At 60.2% G+C, this 21699-nt stretch carries 23 protein-coding genes and 2 pseudogenes; 18 read left to right on the top strand and 7 right to left on the bottom strand.

The window, feature by feature from the left end:
• Window positions 1-94 precede the first annotated feature (94 nt).
• Window positions 95-775, top strand: coding sequence for a class I SAM-dependent methyltransferase (locus ACNFCJ_RS06410; RefSeq protein ID WP_416770442.1), 681 nt, complete (start codon window positions 95-97; stop codon window positions 773-775).
• Between the two features lie 24 nt (window positions 776-799).
• Window positions 800-1621: an aldo/keto reductase gene (locus ACNFCJ_RS06405; protein WP_416770440.1), complete on the top strand. Its 822-nt coding sequence runs from the start codon at window positions 800-802 to the stop codon at window positions 1619-1621.
• Window positions 1622-1663: 42 nt separating this feature from the next.
• On the opposite strand, the gene ACNFCJ_RS06400 is transcribed toward ACNFCJ_RS06405, so the two are convergent.
• Together ACNFCJ_RS06400 and ACNFCJ_RS06395 are read right to left on the bottom strand one after the other, a co-directional pair.
• Window positions 1664-2620 carry a hypothetical protein gene (locus ACNFCJ_RS06400; RefSeq protein ID WP_416770439.1) on the bottom strand — a complete coding sequence of 319 codons (957 nt, stop codon included), beginning with the start codon at window positions 2618-2620 and terminating at the stop codon, window positions 1664-1666.
• Between the two features lie 20 nt (window positions 2621-2640).
• Window positions 2641-4356 (bottom strand): proline--tRNA ligase, encoded by a 1716-nt coding sequence (locus ACNFCJ_RS06395; RefSeq protein ID WP_143506067.1) that lies wholly within the window; start codon window positions 4354-4356, stop codon window positions 2641-2643.
• Window positions 4357-4485: 129 nt separating this feature from the next.
• Between ACNFCJ_RS06395 and ACNFCJ_RS06390 the strand changes: the two genes are divergently transcribed.
• The gene (locus tag ACNFCJ_RS06390; RefSeq protein ID WP_143506130.1) at window positions 4486-4893 is read left to right on the top strand and encodes a PaaI family thioesterase; all 408 of its coding nucleotides are present in this window, start codon (window positions 4486-4488) and stop codon (window positions 4891-4893) included.
• Between the two features lie 73 nt (window positions 4894-4966).
• On the opposite strand, the gene ACNFCJ_RS06385 is transcribed toward ACNFCJ_RS06390, so the two are convergent.
• On the bottom strand, window positions 4967-6232 hold the full coding sequence (locus ACNFCJ_RS06385; protein ID WP_143506068.1) for an OprD family porin: 1266 nt from the start codon (window positions 6230-6232) through the stop codon (window positions 4967-4969).
• A gap of 646 nt (window positions 6233-6878) precedes the next feature.
• Between ACNFCJ_RS06385 and ACNFCJ_RS06380 the strand changes: the two genes are divergently transcribed.
• Both ACNFCJ_RS06380 and ACNFCJ_RS06375 read left to right on the top strand, forming a co-directional pair.
• Window positions 6879-7310 (top strand): HIT family protein, encoded by a 432-nt coding sequence (locus tag ACNFCJ_RS06380; RefSeq protein ID WP_416770437.1) that lies wholly within the window; start codon window positions 6879-6881, stop codon window positions 7308-7310.
• Window positions 7307-7513, top strand: a complete 207-nt coding sequence (locus ACNFCJ_RS06375; protein WP_143506070.1) for a SlyX family protein — start codon at window positions 7307-7309, stop codon at window positions 7511-7513. Before ACNFCJ_RS06380 ends, ACNFCJ_RS06375 begins: the two co-directional genes overlap by 4 nt.
• A gap of 42 nt (window positions 7514-7555) precedes the next feature.
• Here the strand turns inward: ACNFCJ_RS06375 and ACNFCJ_RS06370 are convergent.
• The 4 genes and pseudogenes from ACNFCJ_RS06370 to ACNFCJ_RS06355 all read right to left on the bottom strand — a co-directional run.
• Window positions 7556-7774, bottom strand: a pseudogene (locus ACNFCJ_RS06370) (cold-shock protein); the annotation flags it as partial.
• 144 nt (window positions 7775-7918) lie between these two features.
• Window positions 7919-8179, bottom strand: a pseudogene (locus tag ACNFCJ_RS06365) (cold shock domain-containing protein membrane protein); the annotation flags it as partial.
• Between the two features lie 170 nt (window positions 8180-8349).
• On the bottom strand, window positions 8350-9417 hold the full coding sequence (locus tag ACNFCJ_RS06360) for a GGDEF domain-containing protein (RefSeq protein ID WP_416770435.1): 1068 nt from the start codon (window positions 9415-9417) through the stop codon (window positions 8350-8352).
• Between the two features lie 95 nt (window positions 9418-9512).
• A complete protein-coding gene (locus ACNFCJ_RS06355; RefSeq protein WP_013714439.1) occupies window positions 9513-9983 on the bottom strand; it encodes a Dps family protein in 471 nt (156 codons plus the stop codon).
• 480 nt (window positions 9984-10463) lie between these two features.
• Between ACNFCJ_RS06355 and aspS the strand changes: the two genes are divergently transcribed.
• From aspS to queE, 13 genes are all read left to right on the top strand, one after another.
• Window positions 10464-12239, top strand: coding sequence for an aspartate--tRNA ligase (gene aspS / locus ACNFCJ_RS06350; RefSeq protein ID WP_416770433.1), 1776 nt, complete (start codon window positions 10464-10466; stop codon window positions 12237-12239).
• A gap of 104 nt (window positions 12240-12343) precedes the next feature.
• On the top strand, window positions 12344-13093 hold the full coding sequence (locus ACNFCJ_RS06345; RefSeq protein WP_416770432.1) for a YebC/PmpR family DNA-binding transcriptional regulator: 750 nt from the start codon (window positions 12344-12346) through the stop codon (window positions 13091-13093).
• A 183-nt stretch (window positions 13094-13276) separates the two neighbouring features.
• Window positions 13277-13801 carry a crossover junction endodeoxyribonuclease RuvC gene (gene ruvC, locus ACNFCJ_RS06340; RefSeq protein WP_072422771.1) on the top strand — a complete coding sequence of 175 codons (525 nt, stop codon included), beginning with the start codon at window positions 13277-13279 and terminating at the stop codon, window positions 13799-13801.
• Between the two features lie 20 nt (window positions 13802-13821).
• Window positions 13822-14427, top strand: a complete 606-nt coding sequence (gene ruvA, locus ACNFCJ_RS06335; protein ID WP_143506074.1) for a Holliday junction branch migration protein RuvA — start codon at window positions 13822-13824, stop codon at window positions 14425-14427.
• A 13-nt stretch (window positions 14428-14440) separates the two neighbouring features.
• Window positions 14441-15493 (top strand): Holliday junction branch migration DNA helicase RuvB, encoded by a 1053-nt coding sequence (gene ruvB, locus ACNFCJ_RS06330; protein WP_106733081.1) that lies wholly within the window; start codon window positions 14441-14443, stop codon window positions 15491-15493.
• Window positions 15494-15546: 53 nt separating this feature from the next.
• On the top strand, window positions 15547-15999 hold the full coding sequence (gene ybgC, locus ACNFCJ_RS06325) for a tol-pal system-associated acyl-CoA thioesterase (protein ID WP_416770430.1): 453 nt from the start codon (window positions 15547-15549) through the stop codon (window positions 15997-15999).
• Between the two features lie 2 nt (window positions 16000-16001).
• Window positions 16002-16697, top strand: a complete 696-nt coding sequence (gene tolQ, locus ACNFCJ_RS06320) for a protein TolQ (RefSeq protein WP_106733080.1) — start codon at window positions 16002-16004, stop codon at window positions 16695-16697.
• Between the two features lie 27 nt (window positions 16698-16724).
• On the top strand, window positions 16725-17177 hold the full coding sequence (gene tolR / locus ACNFCJ_RS06315) for a protein TolR (protein ID WP_125879513.1): 453 nt from the start codon (window positions 16725-16727) through the stop codon (window positions 17175-17177).
• Window positions 17174-18160, top strand: coding sequence for a cell envelope integrity protein TolA (tolA, locus tag ACNFCJ_RS06310; RefSeq protein WP_143506076.1), 987 nt, complete (start codon window positions 17174-17176; stop codon window positions 18158-18160). The genes tolR and tolA overlap by 4 nt, the downstream gene beginning before the upstream one ends.
• 5 nt (window positions 18161-18165) lie before the next feature.
• On the top strand, window positions 18166-19464 hold the full coding sequence (gene tolB, locus ACNFCJ_RS06305) for a Tol-Pal system beta propeller repeat protein TolB (RefSeq protein ID WP_099522199.1): 1299 nt from the start codon (window positions 18166-18168) through the stop codon (window positions 19462-19464).
• A gap of 54 nt (window positions 19465-19518) precedes the next feature.
• Complete coding sequence (gene pal / locus ACNFCJ_RS06300; RefSeq protein ID WP_003241687.1) at window positions 19519-20016, top strand: peptidoglycan-associated lipoprotein Pal; 498 nt, start codon at window positions 19519-19521, stop codon at window positions 20014-20016.
• A gap of 6 nt (window positions 20017-20022) precedes the next feature.
• Window positions 20023-20835 carry a tol-pal system protein YbgF gene (gene ybgF, locus ACNFCJ_RS06295; RefSeq protein WP_416770428.1) on the top strand — a complete coding sequence of 271 codons (813 nt, stop codon included), beginning with the start codon at window positions 20023-20025 and terminating at the stop codon, window positions 20833-20835.
• A gap of 214 nt (window positions 20836-21049) precedes the next feature.
• Window positions 21050-21697 carry a 7-carboxy-7-deazaguanine synthase QueE gene (gene queE, locus ACNFCJ_RS06290; RefSeq protein WP_416770427.1) on the top strand — a complete coding sequence of 216 codons (648 nt, stop codon included), beginning with the start codon at window positions 21050-21052 and terminating at the stop codon, window positions 21695-21697.
• The last annotated feature ends 2 nt before the right edge of the window (window positions 21698-21699 follow it).

Below are 21699 nucleotides of genomic sequence, written 5' to 3'. Positions count from 1 at the left end.
TCTGGCTGGCCGTTTCCACTCATTGCCTGGGTTGTACCTGGATGATGGACTGGCCTGCTAGACTCGCTGCAACCCACAAATGCAGGGTATCGGCATGCAGCGCGACCACCGAGAACAGCTCCAGCAAAGCTGGCAGGCCAATGCCGATGCCTGGGCTGCCGCAGTGCGTGAACAGCGCATCGAAAGTCGACGCCTGGTAACCGATGCCGCGATAATCCAGGCTGTGCTGGCGCTGCAACCCAAGCGCGTGCTGGATATCGGTTGCGGCGAGGGTTGGCTGTGCCGCGGGCTGGCCGAACATGGTATCGAACCGGTCGGTGTGGACGCTTCGGCGCCGCTGATCGAGGCGGCTCGCGCTGCGTGCGATGGGCGTAGTCAGTATCGCGTCTGTGGCTATGCCGAACTGGAAGAACACGCCGAGCAACTTGGACGTTTCGAGGTATTGGTCTGCAACTTCGCCCTGCTCGAAGAGCCGCTACAGCCTATTCTGCGTAGTCTGCGCGGGTTCCTCGCGCCTGGCGGCAGCTTGCTGATCCAGACCCTGCACCCGTGGCGTGCCAGTCATGGCGAGCCTTACCTGGACGGTTGGCGGGTGGAGGACTTCGTCGGCTTCGGAGAGGGCTTTCAGGCGCCCATGCCTTGGTTCTTCCGCACTCTGCAATCCTGGCTGACGCTGATCGCTGAAACCGGCTGGCGTCTCGAATGGCTGCAGGAGCCGCTGCACCCCGAGAGTGTTCAGCCGGTGTCCCTGCTGCTGTTGCTCAAGCCGCTGTGATCATGCAGCTGACGGGAGAAATCGATGCGCAGAATTGAGTTAGCCGGCATACAGGTGCCGGTGATAGGCCAGGGGACCTGGCGCATGGGCGAAGACCGGCACCAGCACGCGCGTGAGGTGGCAGTGCTACGTGAAGGGCTGGACCTGGGCTTGAGCCTGATTGACACCGCCGAAATGTATGGCGAGGGTGGCGCGGAGCAGGTGGTGGGGGAGGCCATCGCCGGTCGTCGTGACGAGGTGTTCCTGGTCAGCAAGGTTTACCCGCACAACGCCAGTCTGCAGGGTGTTCAGGCCGCCTGTGAGCGCAGCCTGAAGCGCCTGGGATGCGAGCGTATCGACCTCTACCTGCTGCACTGGCGTGGGCGCTATCCGCTTGCCGAGACGGTCGAAGGTTTCGAGCGGCTGCGAGCGCAGGGCAAGATCGGCGCCTGGGGCGTTTCCAACTTCGACCTGGACGATCTGCTGGAGCTGGATCAGCCGGCATGCCAGGCCAATCAGGTGCTGTACAACCTGGAGGCGCGAGGCATCGAGTATGACCTGCTGCCTTGGCAACAGCGTGCCGGCATGCCGCTGATGGCCTACTGTCCGCTAAGTCAGGCGGGTGCCTTGTTGCATGAGCCGGTAATGCGGCAGGTGGCTGAGCGACATGGGGCTACCGCTGCCCAGATAGCGTTGGCCTGGACACTCAGGCAGGACGGTGTGATTGCCATTCCCAAGGCCGCAAGCAGCGCGCATTTACGCGATAACGCTGCAGCGGCTGCCATCGCGTTGAATGTGGATGATTTGAACCTGCTGGATGAGGTCTTTGCGCCACCACGTGGCAAGCAGCCGCTGGAGATGGTCTGAAAGGCCATCACTGACCAATCGGCCGAGGCGTGTCGTTCGGAATCAGTTGGCCGGATCGGCGGCCAAGCGTCCGGCGTCCTTGAGCAGAGCCTTGAGGAAGGCGTCCTGCAATTCGGGATCGTTGCGCGTCAGCTCGATCAGGCTCTGTTCCAGCTCGCTGGCTTCCTCCTCCAGGCCAAGATCGGAGAGGCGCTTGACCCGGTGTACCCACTGGGCGACGTCGTCTCCCTCGAGGTCGTCGAAGATCAGGTCATGCGCTTCACGCAGCTTGCCGCGCAAGGTGTGACTGACCATGAGGGTCGTTTCGGCGCGTGCGACATCGTCACCGAGGCGGTCTTCGACGCTTAGCTGCAGTGTGTTCAGGCGCGTGATGTCTTGTTCGGTGAAGGGGCTGTCCAGCAGATTGAGGCGCAGCACGCCGCTGCTGTCGGTGAGCAGCTCGAACTGCTGATCACCTGCCTTGACCTGCACAGGACGCTCGGACCAGGGCAGGTTGGTGTATTCCATGCGACGGTCGCGCTGCAGCTCATCGATACTTGCCAGGTTCTGTTCCGCGCGGCCGTTGGACTCGACGTTCATGAACGGGTTGAGGCCGGCCATGCCGTAGCTGATCCAGTCACGGGTCGCGGTTTCCGGCAGGCTGCCGAGCAACACCACGTTGAGTATGTTGGCGCCCACGCCGGCCACCACCGCGACTGCCCCCATCGGCACTTCATAGATCTCGCGCCAGGGTTGGTAAGGCGTGTAGCGGTCGTAACGACGGGTCACTTCGAAAGCTGTGACCTCGTAGCTCTTCTGGTCATGCACACGCACGCGGCGCTGCGGTAGCTCCAGAACCTTGGGTTCGCCGGCATCGATCTGCAGTTGGTGATCCAGCAGCTTGCGCTCGACGCGCTCCTCATGCTCGCTACGCTGCGGCAGCTGGTTGGCGCAGCCGCTGAGAAAGAGGGCGCCGCACAGGGCGGCGCCGATGAGGCGAAGGTTGTTGCTCGTGTGCATGATGTCTCGGTAAGGCGTTATCAGCGGCTGATACGGGCTTGCAGGAAGGACAGAATGTCGGCCAGCGGCACCGCTTGCGCTTCGGTTTCGGCGCGGCTCTTGTACTCGAGGTTACCCTCGGCCAGGCCACGGTCGCTGACGACCACGCGGTGCGGAATGCCGATCAGCTCCATGTCGGCGAACTTGATGCCGGGGCTGGTTTTCTTGTCGCGATCATCCAGCAGCACTTCGTAACCGGCGGCAGTCAGCTCGGCATACAGCTTGTCGGTGGCTTCGCGAACCTGCTCGGTTTCATAGCGCAGCGGCACCAGGGCGATCTGGAAGGGCGCCAGTGCGTCGTTCCAGCGAATGCCGCGCTCGTCGAAGTTCTGCTCGATGGCAGCAGCCACCACGCGCGATACACCGATGCCGTAGCAGCCCATGGTCAGGGTCACCGGCTTGCCGTTCTCGCCGAGCACCTGGCAGTTCATGGCCTCGCTGTACTTGGTGCCGAGCTGGAAGATGTGACCGACTTCGATGCCGCGCTTGATTTCCAGGGTGCCCTGGCCATCCGGGCTAGGGTCGCCAGCGACGACATTGCGCAGGTCGGCAACCTCAGGCAGCGGCAGGTCACGCTCCCAGTTGACGCCGAAATAGTGCTTGTCTTCGATGTTGGCACCTGCGGCGAAATCGCTCATCAGCGCTACGCTGCGGTCGATGATGCAGGGAATCGGCAGGTTGACCGGGCCCAGCGAGCCGGGGCCGGCGCCGATGGCTGCGCGAATCTCGGTTTCGCTGGCCATCTGTAGCGGGCTGGCCACCTGTTCCAGGTTGGCGGCCTTGATCTCGTTCAGTTCGTGGTCGCCACGCACGATCAGGGCGATCAGCTTGCCTTCCTCGGCAGCTTGCACCACCAGGGTCTTGATGGTCTTCTCGATGGCCAGGCCAAAACCCTGAACCAGTGCGTCGATGGTCTTGGTGTCGGGCGTATCGACCAGGCGCATGTCTTCGGTCGCCGCGCCGCGCGCTGTCTCACGCGGGATGGCTTCGGCCTTCTCGATGTTAGCAGCGTAGTCGGAGACATTGCTGAAGGCGATATCGTCTTCGCCGGAGTCGGCCAGTACGTGGAATTCGTGCGAGCCGGTGCCGCCGATGGAGCCGGTATCGGCCTGTACCGGGCGGAAGTTCAGGCCCAGGCGGCTGAATACGTTGCAGTAGGCCTGGTGCATGCGGTCATAGGTTTCCTGCAGGGAAGCCTGGTCGGCATGGAAGGAGTAGGCGTCCTTCATGATGAACTCGCGGCCACGCATCAGGCCGAAGCGCGGACGGATCTCGTCACGGAACTTGGTCTGGATCTGGTACATGTTGATCGGCAGCTGTTTGTAGCTGTTCAGCTCGTTGCGGGCCAGATCGGTGATCACTTCTTCGTGGGTCGGGCCGACGCAGAACTCACGATCATGACGATCCTTTACCCGCAGCAGCTCGGGGCCGTACTGCACCCAGCGACCGGACTCTTGCCACAGTTCGGCAGGCTGGATGGCTGGCATCAGCACTTCCAGTGCGCCGGCTGCGTTCATTTCTTCGCGCACCACGGTCTCGACCTTGCGCAGCACGCGCAGGCCCATCGGCAGCCAGGTGTACAGGCCGGAGGCCAGCTTGCGGATCATGCCGGCACGCAGCATCAGCTGGTGGCTGATCACCACGGCATCGGAGGGGGTTTCTTTCAGGGTCGAGAGCAGGAACTGACTGGTACGCATGTTTGGCCGTTCTGTCGGTTGCGAGGGCTTGGAGTAGGCCGGCATTGTACGGTGCCTATACAGTGGCGTACAGGACGGGCGCAGGCGCGAAAGTGCTACTGCGCGTGCCGGGAGGAGTAAAGAGTGGGATTGACTGCACTTGAGGTTCAGAACCTGATTCGTATGGGGCTGCCGATGGCCGAGGATATCGATCTGCGGATCGACCGGCTGGACGAGGAGGGTGTGCTGGCACGCGTGCCTTTTCATGCCAAATTGGTGCGTCCGGGCGGCACGCTTTCCGGACCGACCATCATGGCGTTGGGAGATGCGGCGATGTATGCGGTGGTGCTGGGGCGTCTCGGCCGCGTGGAGATGGCAGTGACGTCCAATCTCAATATCAACTTTCTGGTCAAACCCAAACCGGTGGATTTGTTGGCAGAGGCGCGAATACTGCGCTTGAGCCGGCGCCAGGCAGTTTGCGAAGTCTCGTTATATTCGCTTGGTAATGAGAGTGAATTGGTGGCACATGTGACGGGGACTTATGCTTTGCCCCTTTAAAGTACCGAGACTTAAATAAAGAAACCCGGCCTGGGCCGGGTTTCTTTTATACCGCTATCGAGTAGCGCTGAAGTTACAGAACGCTCAGCGGGTATTCGACGATCAGGCGGAAGTCGTTCACGTCGCCTTGAGCGTTGTCGCGGTAGAAGGCGTTACGAATACGGAAGGACAGATCCTTGGCCGCACCTTCCTGGATCACGTACTTGGCTTCGATATCCAGCTCGCGCTCGGTGTAGCTATCAGCAGCAGTACCACGGATGTAGCGGGTCATGAAGCTCAGGCCCGGTACGCCGTAGGATGCCATGTTGATGTCGTAGCGAGCTTGCCAGGATTTCTCGTCTTTCTGGTTGAAGTCGGAGTACTGAACCGAGTTGGCCAGCCAAATGGTGCCGCCACCGTCTACACCGTAGTCGTAACCACGGTCGCCGGACGCACGTTGGTGGGCCAGGGTGAAGGTGTGAGCGCCCAGCGAGTAGGCACCTGCAAGGCTCCAGATGGTGTTGTCTTCGTCGCTAGCAGTGTTGGTGTACTGCTTGTCATAGTCGGTCTTGTAGATATTGAAGTCGAAGTTCAGAGCTTGTTCTTCAGCCAGCGCCAAGTTGTAGTTGACGTTGCCGTAGTACTTTTTCCAGTAATCTTCCACATCGGATGCGTGGAAAGCTGCGCTCAGGTCGTCGGTGAAGGAGTAGGAAGCGCCCACGATATTGGCATACTTCAGGCCAGCTTCGCCCTTACCATTGATATCGTCGCGGCTGGTTCCGGTCTGGCTGCTCATGGCGGTGAAGCGACCAGCGCTCAGCTCCAGGCCGTCGATTTCGTTGCTGACCAGGTAAGTACCGGTAGCGACTTCCGGCAGGATGCGGCTGTCGTCGGTGGAGAATACGGGGCTGGCAACGAACTGGTTACCGTATTTGAGTACGGTGTCCGAGATACGGAACTTGATGGCGCCGCCAACTTCGCTCTGGGTGTCATCGCCACGACCGTCGTCAGTCTGAGCGAACTGGCCAGTGCCGTAGCGACCACGACCGCTGTCGATCTTGATGCTGCTCAGCGAGTGAGCGTCCACGCCGACGCCTACAGTGCCTTGGGTGAAGCCGGACTCGTACAGCAGGCGGATGCCCAGGCCGGTTTCTTCACGGTAGCCAGCCGGGTTGGCGGAGGTGCTTGCGCCGTTCGGACCATTACGGAAATCGCGGTTCATGTACAGAACGCGATTGAAGATGTTGAAACTGCTGTCTTCGATAAAGCCGTTGGACTCGGACTGGCTGGACGCCACGGCCATTTGGCTGGTGCCCGCGGCTACTGCCAGGGCGATTACGCTCCACTTCATCACTTGCATCGTGATTGCTCCTTGGGTTTAGAAGAGTTGCGCTGCCCACTGTTTTGTTATATGGACAGCTCTTTCTTTTTGTGTCGGCGATAACTTATAGCACGCAGCCAATATTGGCGATAGTTGCAGTCTATTCGTTACGACTTCGTTCATGCTTGTGTCGCATCGCGTGAAGAAAAATGTCGCAAATCTATAGTTCTGCACTTGCGTCTCGTCGCACCGACGCTTTTGCGGTTCTGAGGGGCCTGGGACCGCTTGATTGATCGACTGCACGGCTTGCCGGGCATTGCTTTTACAGTTAGCAAAAGTCGTGCTCAAAACCTGCTTGTCTTGCTAAAACCTTGATTTTTAGGCGCAGGGCAGCGCTCGTGGTAGCGCCGGCGCTGCTTTTGGTGCTGATTCGTCAGGGGTTGTCGAGGCCTGCGGTTAGCTGTCAGCAGGTGCCGTTAGCTTATTGCCTGCGCATTAACCGGTAACGCTTGGCATTGTCCATTACGGGAAGAAACAAAATGGTGCACGCCTACGGTGCGTATGTGTTCAAGCTGCCTTGGGTTGGTGCGTGGTCGTCGGGTGAACTCTCGGCTGAGCCAGCGTATGCTGCGCGCCATTGCTCCCCTCCCTCTGGGGTTACGCTCTATTAATAAGGAGGATCGTCATGTTCGCTCTGGATTCACGCCTTCAGCAGGATTGTCTGGTGATCGGGGACTTTCCCCTGTGTGGTTTGCTGCTGATGAATGACGCCAATTACCCTTGGTTCATCCTTGTTCCTCGGCGTGAGGAGGTCAGTGAGTTGTTTCAGCTAGACGCTGATGATCAGCGACAACTGTGGCAGGAAACCACGCTTCTGGCCGAAACGCTGAAGGACATCTTTGCGGCCGACAAGATGAACGTCGCCACGCTTGGCAATGTCGTCAGTCAGTTACATATGCATGTGATCGTGCGTCGGCGGGAGGATGCTTCCTGGCCTGCTCCGGTATGGGGGCGGCATCCGGCGCAGCCTTACAGTGAGCAGCAGGCGGGTCAGGTCGTCGATAAGCTGCGCTCGGTGTTGGCTGAGGACTTTCAGTTCGCCGGAGCCTTTGCATGAGCCTCGAATCGCGAATCATGGAGCTGGAGAGTCGTCTGGCTTTTCAGGATGACACCATTCAGGCGCTTAACGATGAACTGGTTGAGCAGAGCAAGCGCATCGAGCGGATGCAGTTGCAGTTGACTGTTCTGGCGCGACGCCAGGAAGAGCTGAGTGGCCAGGCGGGTATTGCCGAAGACGAAGCGCCGCCGCCGCACTACTGATATGAAAAAGCCCGGTTTCCCGGGCTTTTCTTTGCGTACCGCTCAGCGCCGCGAAGGGGCTGCTGCGATCACGTCTTCCGCCTGCAGACCTTTGTCGCGCTGCATGACCGAGAACTCCACGCGTTGGCCTTCGACCAGGACGCGGTGGCCCTCGCCACGAATGGCGCGAAAGTGAACGAAGATATCGTCACCCGAGTCGCGGGAAATGAAGCCGAAGCCCTTGGAGGTATTGAACCACTTGACCGTGCCGGTCTCGCGATCATCCTGGGGAGCGCTGGTGCTGGCGCTAGCTTGTGGTGCGGCCGGGCGTTGCTCTGCGCTACGCGGCTGCCTGCTCAGTTGTGCTGCGAGGCTCAGCGCCACGGCGATAACCAGGGTCAGCAGCGGCAGCCAGATGGCGGGCTGGCTGCCGATGCTGGGCAGCGGGGCAAGCAGGATCAAGCTCTGTACCACGGCAGCCAATATCAATAGAGCCGAGGACAGCCCCAGTAGTTGTTGGCGAGCGGTGGGGAGAGTCTGTTGCTGCGATGCGGCAAGCAGGTTGAGCAAGCCGGTCAGGGCCAGATAGATGGCATCCGGCGTGGTAAGAAAGGAAGTGGACAAACCGGGTACGGCAGACAGCAGTAGGGCGGCGAACCCTGTCACGAGATGGGCAATCTTCAACATCTTTGATGAACTCACTGATCGAATGATGACTCACGGTGCTACGGAGAGAGCGCACGTTGCTAATGGCCAGCTGAACGGCCGTGGCGCGCCTGTAAACAAGGTTGGTGGCGCCGCAGGATGGTAACGCGGCGCGCGAGGCTATTTAACAGCAAAGCCGAGGGCTTCTCAAATCAAGCGCTTAGCATCGTTTCGCTGGTAATCGGGTGAACCTGATTGCGCCCGGCGCGTTTGGCCTGATAGAGGGCGTCATCGGCGCGGGTGAGCAGCGATTCGAATGTGTCGCCTTCGGCGGCCATGGCGCAGCCGAAGGAGGCCGTGATGCTGTCCAGGACCTGGTCTGTGCGCCTGACCTTGATTCTCAGCGACTGAATCTTGTGGCGCAGTTGCTCAGCGAAATTGAGAACCTCATTGAGGTTGGCGCAGTTGCGCAGCACCACGCAGAACTCTTCGCCACCGTAGCGTGCGGCAAAGGCCTGCGGTGGCAGCAGATCGCGCAATAATTGTCCGACGTGTTGCAGTACGCGGTCACCCAGTGGGTGGCCGTACTGGTCGTTGAACTGTTTGAAATGGTCGATATCCAGAATCACCAGAGCCAGGCCCTGTTGTGATTCGTCCAGTGCGCGTTCCAGTAAGCGGGTAAAGGCATGGCGGTTGAATACGCGGGTCAGGCTGTCGAGCGTTGCCGCAAGATGGGCGCGCTCCAACTGGCTGCGCAGGTGAGTGATTTCTTGCTGTGCGGAGCGCAGGCGATAGAGGAATTTTTCCTGCTGGTCCTGCATCAGCTGGGTGCTTTCCTGCAGTTCGCTGAGCACGCTGGGTAGGTCATCGATGATGGGCTCCTGCAGTGCGCTCAGGCCATGGCTCAGGCTCTGCTGGTAATGCTGGCCGCCGATCACGCTGCGTGAGACGTCGCCTTCGATGTCATCGACCAGCTCGATTACCTGCTGCTGGCCTGCGCGAGCTACTTCCAGCTCGCCGCGGATAATGTAGTCGCGGAACAGCCGGCTGGCGGTTTCCGGCGGGAACACGTCGAAGTCTTCGACCACCTTGTCCAGGCGGCGGTTGAGCTCGGGTTCACTGCCTCTGCTGTAGGTGTACCACAGCGCATAGTGCACCGGGTTTGGTGGGATGTCGTGACGCATCATCAATGGCACGGCTTGCTTCAGGAGTTCCGCCGCTTCGCGGGTTTCCTCCGGGTACAAGTCGATGATGCTGGGCGGTTTGGCTGGCTGGCTCATGAATGTCGGAAACTCAATGACGATTGGCCAGAGCATAGATCAGGGCAGGGCTGCATGCCTAAGAAAAGGCCCGGATTACCGGGCCTCTGAGCATCTCAAGCAGCGAGCAGGCTGCGCAGCATCCACGCAGTTTTCTCGTGCACCTGCATGCGTTGGGTCAGCAGGTCGGCAGTCGGCTCGTCGCTGACCTTGTCCAGTAGCGGGAAAATGCCGCGCGCAGTGCGTACGACAGCCTCTTGGCCTTGTACCAACTGCTTGATCATATCGTCGGCGCTGGGTACGCCTTCCTCTTCCTTGATCGAGGACAGGCGGGCGTAGGCGGCGTAGGTGCCCGGCGCCGGGAAGCCCAGTGCCCGGATCCGTTCGGCGATAGCGTCAACCGCGAGCGCCAGCTCGGTGTACTGACCTTCGAACATCAGGTGCAGGGTGTTGAACATCGGACCGGTGACGTTCCAGTGGAAGTTATGGGTCTTCAGATACAGGGTGTAGGTGTCAGCCAGCAGGCGCGAGAGACCTTCGGCGATGGCGGCGCGATCCTGTTCGGCGATTCCGATATTGATTTCCATGGCTTTTCTCCTTTCAGGTGAGCCCAGGGTGTCTATCCCGAAATGTTGACGAGAGCTTAACACGCAGGGCGTCGGGGTGATCTTGGCTTATATCAATGAAAGCGATGATTAGAGGCTATTGATAGCGGACGGTTCAGCTGGGGCCAATAAAGCTTGTCCCTGGCTGGGCGTCAATCTTGTGTGCGGCAAAATGCTTGCTGCGCTGAAACTGCTTGGCTGGGGCAGGGCGTAAATCCTCCTGCAGAGCGCTGGGGCTGCTCGTTGCGAGGGGCTTGGTCCATGGTCTTTCTCTAGGCGAGAGGCGCTCTTCATTTATAGAAGGCATCTGCCGGGCGGCTGCGTCATGACGATTTACGCTATATAATCCCGCTCTTTATCGAAGCGCGGCGTGCGGTTGGACGTTCGCTGCGGTGTAGCTCCTGCCCAGGGCGTTGGGGGCTGCCTGACCTATCCAAGACCTCAGAGAAGCGAAACACGATCATGATGCGCAGCCACTATTGCGGCCAGTTGAACGAGAGCCTGGATGGCCAGGAAATCACCCTTTGCGGCTGGGTACACCGTCGCCGTGACCATGGCGGGGTGATTTTCCTCGATATCCGTGATCGTGAAGGCCTGGCTCAGGTGGTATTCGATCCTGATCGTGCCGAGACCTTCGCCAAGGCCGACCGTGTACGTAGCGAATATGTAGTCAAGATCACCGGCAAGGTGCGCCTGCGTCCGGAAGGCGCGCGCAACGCCAACATGGCCAGCGGTGCCATCGAAGTGCTGGGCTACGAGCTGGAAGTGCTCAATGAGGCGGAAACCCCGCCGTTCCCGCTCAACGAATACACCGACGTCGGTGAAGAAACCCGCCTGCGCTATCGCTTCATCGATCTGCGTCGTCCGGAAATGGCCGAGAAGCTCAAGCTGCGCTCGCGCATCACTTCGAGCATCCGTCGCTACCTCGACGACAACGGCTTCCTTGACGTCGAAACGCCGATCCTGACCCGCGCTACTCCTGAAGGTGCGCGCGACTATCTGGTACCGAGCCGCACCCACGCCGGCAGTTTCTTCGCCCTGCCGCAGTCGCCGCAGCTGTTCAAGCAGTTGTTGATGGTCGCGGGCTTCGATCGTTACTACCAGATCGCCAAGTGCTTCCGCGACGAAGACCTGCGTGCCGACCGCCAGCCGGAATTCACCCAGATCGACATCGAGACCAGCTTCCTCGATGAAAAAGACATCATGGACATCACCGAGACCATGGTGCGCAACCTGTTCAAGGAAGTGCTGGACGTCGAATTCGGCGAACTGCCACACATGACCCTGGCCGAAGCCATGCGCCGCTTTGGTTCGGACAAACCGGACCTGCGCATTCCGCTGGAACTGGTGGATGTGGAAGATCAGCTCAAGGACGTCGAATTCAAGGTCTTCGCCGGCCCGGCCAACGACCCGAAATGCCGCGTCACCGCGCTGCGCGTTCCGGGCGGGGCGAGCATGCCGCGCAAGCAGATCGACGACTACACCAAATTCGTCGGCATCTACGGTGCCAAGGGCCTGGCCTACATCAAGGTCAACGAGCGTGCTGCTGGCGTTGACGGTTTGCAGTCGCCGATCGTCAAGAACATCCCGCTGGACAACATCAATGTCATCCTCGATCGCGTTGGCGCTGTCGATGGCGATATCGTGTTCTTCGGCGCCGACAAGGCCAAGATCGTCAGCGAGGCCCTGGGCGCGCTGCGTATCAAGCTGGGTCATGATCTGAACCTGCTGACCTCTGAGTGGGCGCCGCTGTGGGTCGTCGACTTCCCGATGTTCGAGGAAAACGACGACGGCAGCCTGACCGCTATGCACCACCCATTCACCTCGCCGAGCTGCAGCCCCGAGGAACTGGAAGCCAACCCGGCCGCCGCGTTGTCGCGTGCCTATGACATGGTGCTCAACGGCACCGAGTTGGGTGGCGGTTCGATCCGTATCCACGACAAGGCCATGCAGCAGACCGTGTTCCGCGTGCTCGGCATCAGCGAAGAGGAGCAGCAGGAGAAGTTCGGCTTCCTCCTCGATGCCCTCAAGTACGGCGCGCCGCCCCATGGTGGTCTGGCCTTTGGCCTGGATCGCCTGGTGATGCTGATGACTGGCGCACAGTCGATCCGCGAAGTGATTGCCTTCCCGAAAACCCAGAGCGCGGCCTGTGTCATGACTCAGGCGCCGGGTATCGTCGACAACAAGTCGCTGCGCGAGCTGCACATTCGCCTGCGCGAGCAACCCAAGGCCGAATAAGCCTGCCCGAGAAGCCTGGAGATTCCAGGCTTCTTCGTTATGGGGCGCAGAGACTCAAGCACTTACGCCCTGGTAATCGTGAAACCTTATAGATGGAGTGAGTTATGGCTGGTCATTCCAAATGGGCCAACATCAAGCACCGCAAAGGGCGTCAAGACGCCAAGCGCGGCAAGATCTTCACCAAGCTGATTCGTGAGCTGACGGTCGCGGCCAAGCATGGTGGCCCGATCCCGGCGGACAACCCGCGTCTGCGCCTGGCCGTGGACAAGGCGCTGACCAATAACATGTCGCGTGACGTGATCGACCGCGCCATCGCTCGCGGTGCCGGCAACAACGAGGCCGACAACGTCGTCGAGTTCAGTTACGAAGGTTACGCGCCAAGCGGCGTGGCGATCATCGTCGAGGTGATGACCGATAACCGCAATCGTACTGCCGCCGAAGTGCGCCATGCCTTTACCAAGTGCGGTGGCAACCTGGGCACTGATGGTTCGGTCGCCTACATGTTCGACCGCAAGGGTCAGATCGGCTTCGCGCCGGGCGTCGATGAGGATGCCCTGATGGAGGCTGCGTTGGAGGCTGGTGCTGACGACGTGGAAATGGGCGAAGACGGTTCAGGCCTGGTGTCGACCAGCTTCACCGAGTTTCATGCCGTCAACGAAGCGCTGAGCGCAGCTGGTTTCAAGGCCGAGGAAGCGGAAATCGCCATGATCCCTTCGATCAGTGCGCCGATCGCCGATCTGGAAACCGCGCAGAAGGTATTCAAGCTGATCGACATGCTCGAAGATCTGGACGATGTGCAGAACGTCTACCACAACGCCGAAGTGGCCGACGAGATCATGGAGCAGCTGAGCTAAGCAGCTTATCGCCGGATGCGTAGGGTGGGCCTCAGCACGCCAGGGGCGCGCTACATGTTGGGCTGAAGCGGATCACCGCCCAGCCCAGCCTGCGGTTTTCTCTGGTTTCACCAGTGCGTCACGAGTGACGGCGCATTAGGACCTCCGTATACTCACCAACTGGATAAATAGACAGTTGCTGATATGACCCTGATTCTAGGCATCGACCCGGGTTCGCGTATTACCGGCTATGGCGTGGTGCGTGATACCGGGCGCGGTTGCGAGTACGTGGCGTCGGGTTGCATTCGTACCGGCAACGGGCCGCTGGCCGAGCGCCTGCAGATCGTCTTTCGCGGCGTCAGCGAAGTTATTCGCACCCATGGCCCGGTGACCATGGGCATTGAGCAGGTGTTCATGGCGCGCAATGCCGACTCGGCGCTCAAGTTGGGACAGGCGCGAGGTGCCGCTATCGTCGCCGCAGTGGAGGCTGGGCTGGAAATCAGCGAATACACCGCCACTCAGGTCAAGCAGGCTGTGGTCGGCACCGGGGCAGCGGACAAGCAGCAGGTGCAGATGATGGTCATGCACCTGCTCAAACTGGTGCAGAAGCCGCAGATCGACGCTTCCGATGCCCTGGGTATCGCCTTGTGCCATGCGCACCATCGACAGAGTCTCATTCCTCATGGGCTGGCCGGCGCCAAGCGGCGCGGTGGTCGCCTTCGTTTGTAATCGAATCAAAGGAAACAGCGGTGATCGGACGTTTGCGCGGCACCCTGGCGGAGAAGCAGCCGCCGCATTTGCTTCTGGATGTGAATGGCGTCGGTTATGAGCTGGAAGTACCGATGACGACCCTTTATCGTCTGCCTGCGGTGGGCGAGCCGGTAACCCTGCATGCCCACCTTGTCGTGCGTGAAGATGCGCATTTGTTGTATGGCTTCTTCGAAAAGCGCGAGCGTGAGCTGTTTCGCGAGCTGATTCGTCTCAATGGTGTCGGCCCCAAGCTGGCGCTTGCATTGATGTCGGGGCTGGAGGTGGATGAGTTGGTGCGTTGCGTACAGGCTCAGGACACCGCGGCGCTGGTCAAGGTGCCTGGAGTCGGCAAGAAAACCGCAGAGCGCCTGCTGGTCGAGCTCAAGGATCGCTTCAAGGCCTGGGAGTCGATCCCGTCCATTGCGCCCTTGGTGGTTGAACCTCAACTGGCTCAGGCAGTCTCAAGCGCGGAGAATGACGCCGTCAGCGCCCTGATCTCCCTCGGTTACAAACCGCAGGAAGCCAGTCGAGCCGTTGCTGCCGTCAAGGAAGATGGCATGAACAGTGAAGATTTGATCCGGCGCGCCCTGCGCGGCATGGTTTAGTGGAACCCTATTGATGATCGAAGCCGATCGCCTGATTACCGCCAGCCCACGTGAGCGCGAAGAACAGCAGGACCGGGCCATTCGCCCGCTGCGCCTGGCCGATTACATCGGTCAGCCCGTCGTGCGTGAACAGATGGCGCTGTTCATTCAGGCCGCGCGGGGTAGGGCCGAAGCGCTTGACCACACGCTGATCTTCGGCCCGCCAGGGCTGGGCAAGACCACCCTGGCCAATATCATCGCTGAAGAAATGGGCAGCTCGATCAAGAGCACCTCCGGCCCGGTGCTCGAACGCCCGGGCGATCTGGCTGCGCTGCTGACCAATCTGGAAAGCGGCGATGTACTGTTCATCGACGAGATTCACCGCCTGTCGCCAGTGGTCGAAGAAGTGCTGTATCCGGCGATGGAGGATTTCCAGCTCGACATCATGATTGGCGAAGGCCCAGCGGCCCGCTCGATCAAGCTGGATCTGCCACCCTTCACCCTGGTTGGCGCCACCACCCGTGCCGGCATGCTGACCAATCCGCTGCGGGACCGCTTCGGTATCGTCCAGCGCCTGGAGTTCTACGGTATCGACGACTTGGCCACTATCGTCTCGCGCTCTGCGGGGATTCTCGGCCTGCCTATCGAAGCCAAGGGCGCCTATGAGATAGCCCGTCGTGCGCGTGGCACCCCACGTATCGCCAACCGTCTGTTGCGCCGTGTGCGCGACTTCGCCGAAGTGCGTGGTAACGGCCATATCACGCAGTTGATCGCCGATCAGGCGCTGAATTTGCTGGATATCGACGAACGCGGTTTCGATCATTCCGATCGCCGCTTGCTGCTGGCCATGATCGAGAAGTTCGACGGCGGTCCGGTGGGGCTCGATAGCCTGGCGGCAGCGATAGGTGAAGAGCGCCATACCATCGAGGACGTGCTCGAACCCTATCTGATTCAGCAGGGTTACATGATGCGCACGCCGCGCGGGCGCGTGGTCACTCGTCATGCCTATCTGCACTTCGGGCTGAACATCCCCAAGCGCGCTGGCGAGCAGGTCGCTGGCGATCTTTTCGCGGCAGGTGACGAATGACGAAAAAATTGTTACCAGCCCGGATTGGCAAGCAGCAGGCCGGGGACTAGAGTATGCGCGCGCAAAACGGAGTCCAGCCGTTCAGCCACCATTGCCGGGTCTATTACGAAGACACCGATGCAGGCGGCATCGTCTACTACGTCAACTATCTCAAATTCATGGAGCGGGCTCGCACCGAGCGCCTGCGTGAGCTGGGTTATGCCCAGTCGACGCTTGCCGGTGAGGGCCTGTTGTTCGTCGTGCACTCGACCGAAGCGCGTTACCACGCGCCGGCGCGACTGGATGATGAGCTGGTGATCAGCGCCGATGTGATCGAATTGAACCGTGCCAGCCTGCGCTTTCGTCAACAGGTCAGGCGGGCTACGGATGATGTGCTGCTCTGCGAAGGGCAGTTTCTGGTGGCCTGTGTGCGCGCCGACAACTTGAAACCCCGGGCTATCCCCGAAACCCTGCGACATGCGTTCGCCGGGACGCAGGCGCCGGGTTTAATTGCAGCAGGAGAGTAAGCGTGGAAGCTAACGCCGTTGACCATATGTCGATGTGGAGTCTGATCAGTAACGCCAGCTTTGTGGTTCAGCTGGTCATGCTGACTCTGGTGGCCGCCTCGGTCATTTCCTGGGTGATGATCTTCCAGCGCAGTAATGCCATCCGCGCCGCCAAGCGCGCGCTGGACAATTTCGAGGACCGCTTCTGGTCCGGCATCGACCTGTCCAAACTGTATCGCCAGGCCGGCAGCAACCCCGATCCGGATTCCGGTCTGGAGCAGATCTTCCGTGCCGGCTTCAAGGAGTTCTCCCGTCTGCGTCAGCAGCAGGGCGTCGACCCGGATGCGGTGATGGACGGCGTGGCCCGTGCCATGCGCGTGGCTATCTCCCGTGAAGAGGAAAAATTGGAGACCGCTCTGCCGTTCCTGGCAACCGTCGGTTCCACCAGCCCCTATATCGGCCTGTTCGGCACCGTATGGGGCATCATGAACTCCTTCCGCGGTCTGGCTCAGGTGCAGCAAGCCACTCTGGCTACCGTGGCACCGGGCATTGCAGAAGCGCTGATCGCTACCGCCATCGGCCTGTTCGCAGCAATCCCGGCGGTCATCGCCTACAACCGTTTCTCGGCCCGTGGCGAGATGCTGATCGGTCGTTACTACACCTTCGCCGACGAGTTCCAGGCCATCCTGCACCGTAAAGTGCACACCTCGGAAGACTAAGGCGAGCGAAGAGGACAGGTTTTAACCATGGCGAGAATTCGCAACAGACGCAAACCGGTCGCCGAGATGAACGTGGTGCCCTACATCGACGTGATGTTGGTACTGCTGGTCATCTTCATGGTCACCGCGCCGATGCTTAATCAGGGCGTCAAGGTCGATCTGCCCAAGGTCAGCAGTGAAGCGCTGCCGCAGGACAACGACGCTCAGGTGTTGACCATTTCCATCAAGGCCGACAAGACCTACTACTGGAATATGGGCAGCGAGGTCGACGTCGATACCGAGCAGGAGCGTGCTTCGACCCTCGAGCAGATGACTCAGGCCGTGTCGGCGATCATTGCCGAGAACCGCCGTCAGGGTAAGCAGGTGCAGGTGTTCGTGCGCGGCGACAAATCGGTGGACTATGGCACCGTGATGGCTGCCATGGGCGGCTTGCAGCAGGCCGACGTCGGTAACGTCGGATTGATTACCGAGGCTCCCTGATGCAGCAAGCCGAGCGTTCGCAATCGGAAAGCTACTTCTGGCCTATCGTCTGGGCTGTAGGTCTGCACGTCCTGATGTTCGCCATGCTGTTCGTCAGCTTCGCCTTCACCCCGGAACTGCCGCCGGCGCGCCCGGTGGTACAGGCTACGCTGTATCAATTGCAGTCGCAGAGTCAGGCCACTACGCAAACCACGCAGAAGGTTGCGGGTGAAGCGCAGAAGACTTCGGCGCCGCAGTTCGAGACCGAAAGACTGGAACAGAAGAAAGCCGAAGAGCAGAAGCAGGCCCAGGCCGAAGCGCAGAAGGTAGCCGCGGCCAAGAAAGCCGAGGAACAAAAGCAAGCCGAAGAAGCTCGAAAGGCCGAAGCGGCGAAGAAAGCCGAAGCCGAGAAGGCCGCTGAGCAGAAGCGCCAGGCCGATATCGCCAAGAAGCGCGCCGAGGAAGAGGCGAAGAAGAAAGCCGCAGAGGACGCCAAGAAGAAGGCTGCCGAGGAAGCGAAAAAGAAAGCGGCTGAAGAGGCGAAGAAAAAGGCTGCTGCCGAAGCTGCTAAGAAGAAGGCTGCCGAGGATGCCAAGCGCAAGGCTGAAGATGCCCGACGCAAGGCGGCCGAAGACCAGAAAGCGGCAGCGTTGGCCGAGTTGCTGTCGGACAACGTACAGAACCAGCAGGCGCTGGCCGAAACCCATGGGGATCAGGTGGCCGGTAACCTCGATGATCTGATCATCAAGCTGATTACCGAGAACTGGCAGCGACCGATGTCGGCGCGCCGTGGCATGAGTGTCGAGTTGTTGATCCAGATGCTGCCCGACGGCACCGTGACCAACGCCAGTGTATCGCGCTCCAGTGGCGATGCGCCGTTCGACAACTCGGCCGTTGCAGCTGTACGTAACGTCGGGCGTATTCCCGAGATGCAACAATTGGATCGCGCTACCTTCGACAGTCGGTACAGGCAGCGTCGTGTCATTTTCAAACCGGAGGATTGAGCTCTGTGAATACCCTGATTCGTATCGCCCTGCTGGGGCTGGTCATGCTGGTCGGAAGTGTCCAGGCGGCCGATCCGCTGGTGATTTCCCAAGGCGCTGACCGTGCGACCCCCATCGCCGTCGTGCCGTTCGGCTGGCAGGGTGGTTCGGTGCTGCCCGAGGACATGTCGCAGATCATCGGCAACGACCTGCGCAACTCCGGCTACTTCGAGCCCATCCCGCGGCAGAACATGATCAGCTTGCCGACCCAGGCCAGCGAAGTCATTTACCGTGACTGGAAAGCACTGGGCGCCCAGTACGTGCTGGTCGGTAACATCGTGCCCAACGGTGGCCGGTTGCAGATTCAGTACGCGCTGTTCAACGTCAACACCGAGCAGCAGGTTATGACCGGTAATGTCGGTGGTGGTACCGATCAGTTGCGCGACATGGCGCACCATATCGCCGATCAGTCGTTCGAGAAGCTCACCGGCGTCAAGGGAGCATTCTCCACGCGCCTGCTGTACGTCACTGCCGAGCGCATGGGCACCAACAACACCCGTTACACCCTGCAGCGCTCCGACTACGACGGTGCCCGTGCGGTAACCCTGCTGCAATCGCGTGAGCCGATCCTGTCGCCGTCGTTCGCGCCGGATGGCCGCCGTATCGCTTACGTGTCGTTCGAGCAGCGTCGCCCGCGCATCTTCGTGCAGCACATCGACACCGGTCGTCGTGAGCAAATCACCAACTTCGAAGGCCTCAACGGTGCGCCGGCGTGGTCGCCAGACGGCAACCGCCTGGCCTTCGTGCTGTCTCGCGATGGCAACCCGGAAATCTATGTGATGGACATGGGCAGCCGGCAGATGCGCCGCATTACCAACCATTACGCCATTGATACCGAACCCTTCTGGGGCAAGGACGGTCAGACCCTTTACTTCACTTCGGATCGTGCGGGACGTCCGCAGATCTACAAGACAAATATCAATAGCGGGGCAGTGGAGCGTGTGACCTTCGTCGGTAACTACAACGCCAACCCGAAATTGTCGGCTGATGAGAAGACCCTGGTGATGATTCATCGCCAGGATGGTTTTACCGTGTTCAAGGTGGCTGCACAGGACCTGGAAACCAACCGTTTGCGCATACTTTCAGACACAAGTTTGGATGAGTCGCCCACTGTTGCGCCCAATGGCACCATGCTAATCTACGCCACCCGCCAGCAGGGCCGGGGAGTCTTGATGTTAGCGTCCACCAATGGACGTGTGAGGCTCCCTCTTCCTACCGCTCAAGGCGAAGTTCGAGAGCCTTCTTGGTCCCCTTACCTGAACTGATGCGGCGCTACACCTTTTTGCTTAACACAACTGGGGTTCATTAGGAGTTATATGATGGAAATGCTGAAATTCGGTAAGTTCGCTGCACTGTCCCTGGCTCTCGCCGTTGCTGTAGGTTGCTCCTCCAAAGGCGGCGACGCTGCTGGCGAAGGCGCTGTTGACCCGAACGCTGGCTACGGTGCCAACACTGGCGCTGTTGATGGCAGCCTGAGCGAAGAAGCTGCTCTGCGCGCTATCACCACCTTCTACTTCGAGTACGACAGCTCCGACCTGAAAGCCGAAGCCATGCGCGCTCTGGACGTACACGCCAAGGATCTGAAAGGTAACGGCGCTCGCGTCGTTCTGGAAGGCCACGCTGACGAGCGCGGTACCCGTGAGTACAACATGGCTCTGGGCGAGCGTCGTGCCAAGGCCGTTCAACGCTACTTGGTTCTGCAGGGCGTTTCCCCGGCTCAGCTGGAACTGGTTTCCTACGGCGAAGAGCGTCCGGTTGCCACTGGCAACGACGAGCAGTCCTGGGCTCAGAACCGTCGCGTAGAGCTGCGTAAGTAAGCTGCCATGCGAGATTGCCGCCGTATCCTGACCCTTCTGACACTCGCCTTGCCGCTCGCGGCGATGGCGGAGGTTCCCGTACTGGAAAGCAGCTCCATGCAACAGGGCAGCAGCTATCCACCGGCGGGTTATGGTACGGCCGGCTCCTCCGCCGGAGCGGGTGCGCAAGCACCTGCTTCTGCGCAGGGTATGCTGTTCAACCAACTCGAGCAGATGCAGCAGGAAATTGCGCAACTGCGGGGCATGGTCGAAGAGCAGCAGAATGAAATCCAGCGCCTCAAGCAGGAAGGCCTGGAGCGTTACCAGGATCTGGATCAACGCATTTCTTCCGGTGCTGCTGCCGGTGGAGCTCCCGCACAGAATTCAGCCGATGGCGCGGTAAACGCCAATGGCACCCCGACGCCACCTGCCGCACAGCAGCAGGCCAGTGCCGAGCCGGGTGATCCGGCCAAGGAAAAACTCTATTACGACGCCGCCTTCGACCTGATCAAGGCCAAGGATTTCGACAAGGCGTCGCAGGCGTTCACCGCCTTTCTCAACCGTTATCCCAGCAGCCAATATGCGGGTAACGCCCAGTATTGGTTGGGTGAGGTGAATCTGGCCAAGGGTGACTTGCAGGCAGCCGGTCAAGCCTTTGCCAAGGTCAGCCAGGCTTATCCGAGTCACGCCAAGGTGCCAGATTCACTGTTCAAGCTGGCCGATGTCGAACGTCGCCTGGGTCACAACGACAAGGCTCGTGGCATTCTTCAGCAAGTCATCGCGCAGTACCCGGGTAGCTCGGCCGCCCAGCTGGCTCAGCGCGACCTGCAACGGCTGTAGATCGACACTCGATGAATAAACCCGCGCCCGTCGCGGGTTTTTCTTATCTGGCTTCGCGTGATCCATTAGAATGCGCGCTCGCATGCGAGGCGGGGTTTCAGCTCGGCTGATGTCCTTGTCGCCATGCCTTGTCGAATGTCGGTCGACGCCGGCGTTCCTGTCTTTCACGCAACGGAGGCGGATGGCCTGTTTCGTCATCACGCCCGTGGCTACCATGCAAGAAACCCTGCGCATCACCGAGATTTTCTACTCGTTGCAGGGGGAAACGCGTACCGCCGGCTTGCCGACGGTATTCGTGCGCCTGACCGGCTGTCCCCTGCGCTGTCAGTACTGTGATACCGCCTACGCCTTCAGTGGCGGCGAGGTCGTCACCCTGGGCAGTATCCTCGACCAAGTGGCTGCCTATCGGCCGCGCTACGTGTGCGTAACCGGCGGCGAGCCGCTGGCCCAGCCGAACTGCATCCCCTTGCTCACGCATCTGTGCAATGCCGGTTACGAGGTATCACTGGAAACCAGTGGCGCGCTCGATGTATCGGCAGTCGATCCGCGCGTCAGCAAGGTGCTCGACCTGAAGACCCCGGGCTCTGCCGAAGTGCAGCGCAATCGCTATGAGAATGTCCAGTGGCTGACTCGTAATGACCAGGTCAAGTTCGTCATCTGCTCGCGTGAAGACTACGACTGGGCAGTATCCAAACTGATCGAGTATGACCTGGCCGCGCGTGCCGGCGAGGTGCTGCTCTCGCCCAGTCACAAACAGGTCGATGCACGTGCGCTGGCCGACTGGATAGTGACCGATAACCTGCCAGTACGCCTGCAACTGCAACTGCACAAGATTCTCTGGAACGACGAGCCGGGACACTGAAT

The organism is Pseudomonas sp. NY15364 (genome assembly GCF_048068235.1).
GTDB lineage: Bacteria > Pseudomonadota > Gammaproteobacteria > Pseudomonadales > Pseudomonadaceae > Aquipseudomonas > Aquipseudomonas mendocina_D.
Note: the sequence above shows the minus strand (reverse complement) of the source record. Positions and strands in the feature narration are given on the sequence as shown.

Excerpts from the sequence above, each read along its gene's own strand:
- ACNFCJ_RS06410 (WP_416770442.1), top strand. The coding sequence starts at position 95 with ATGCAGCGCGACCACCGAGAACAGCTCCAGCAAAGCTGGCAGGCCAAT.
- ACNFCJ_RS06405 (WP_416770440.1), top strand. The coding sequence starts at position 800 with ATGCGCAGAATTGAGTTAGCCGGCATACAGGTGCCGGTGATAGGCCAG.
- ACNFCJ_RS06400 (WP_416770439.1), bottom strand. The coding sequence starts at position 2,620 with ATGCACACGAGCAACAACCTTCGCCTCATCGGCGCCGCCCTGTGCGGC.
- ACNFCJ_RS06395 (WP_143506067.1), bottom strand. The coding sequence starts at position 4,356 with ATGCGTACCAGTCAGTTCCTGCTCTCGACCCTGAAAGAAACCCCCTCC.
- ACNFCJ_RS06385 (WP_143506068.1), bottom strand. The coding sequence starts at position 6,232 with ATGCAAGTGATGAAGTGGAGCGTAATCGCCCTGGCAGTAGCCGCGGGC.
- ACNFCJ_RS06380 (WP_416770437.1), top strand. The coding sequence starts at position 6,879 with ATGTTCGCTCTGGATTCACGCCTTCAGCAGGATTGTCTGGTGATCGGG.
- ACNFCJ_RS06375 (WP_143506070.1), top strand. The coding sequence starts at position 7,307 with ATGAGCCTCGAATCGCGAATCATGGAGCTGGAGAGTCGTCTGGCTTTT.
- ACNFCJ_RS06360 (WP_416770435.1), bottom strand. The coding sequence starts at position 9,417 with ATGAGCCAGCCAGCCAAACCGCCCAGCATCATCGACTTGTACCCGGAG.
- ACNFCJ_RS06355 (WP_013714439.1), bottom strand. The coding sequence starts at position 9,983 with ATGGAAATCAATATCGGAATCGCCGAACAGGATCGCGCCGCCATCGCC.
- aspS (WP_416770433.1), top strand. The coding sequence starts at position 10,464 with ATGATGCGCAGCCACTATTGCGGCCAGTTGAACGAGAGCCTGGATGGC.
- ACNFCJ_RS06345 (WP_416770432.1), top strand. The coding sequence starts at position 12,344 with ATGGCTGGTCATTCCAAATGGGCCAACATCAAGCACCGCAAAGGGCGT.
- ruvC (WP_072422771.1), top strand. The coding sequence starts at position 13,277 with ATGACCCTGATTCTAGGCATCGACCCGGGTTCGCGTATTACCGGCTAT.
- ruvB (WP_106733081.1), top strand. The coding sequence starts at position 14,441 with ATGATCGAAGCCGATCGCCTGATTACCGCCAGCCCACGTGAGCGCGAA.
- ybgC (WP_416770430.1), top strand. The coding sequence starts at position 15,547 with ATGCGCGCGCAAAACGGAGTCCAGCCGTTCAGCCACCATTGCCGGGTC.
- tolR (WP_125879513.1), top strand. The coding sequence starts at position 16,725 with ATGGCGAGAATTCGCAACAGACGCAAACCGGTCGCCGAGATGAACGTG.
- pal (WP_003241687.1), top strand. The coding sequence starts at position 19,519 with ATGGAAATGCTGAAATTCGGTAAGTTCGCTGCACTGTCCCTGGCTCTC.
- ybgF (WP_416770428.1), top strand. The coding sequence starts at position 20,023 with ATGCGAGATTGCCGCCGTATCCTGACCCTTCTGACACTCGCCTTGCCG.
- queE (WP_416770427.1), top strand. The coding sequence starts at position 21,050 with ATGCAAGAAACCCTGCGCATCACCGAGATTTTCTACTCGTTGCAGGGG.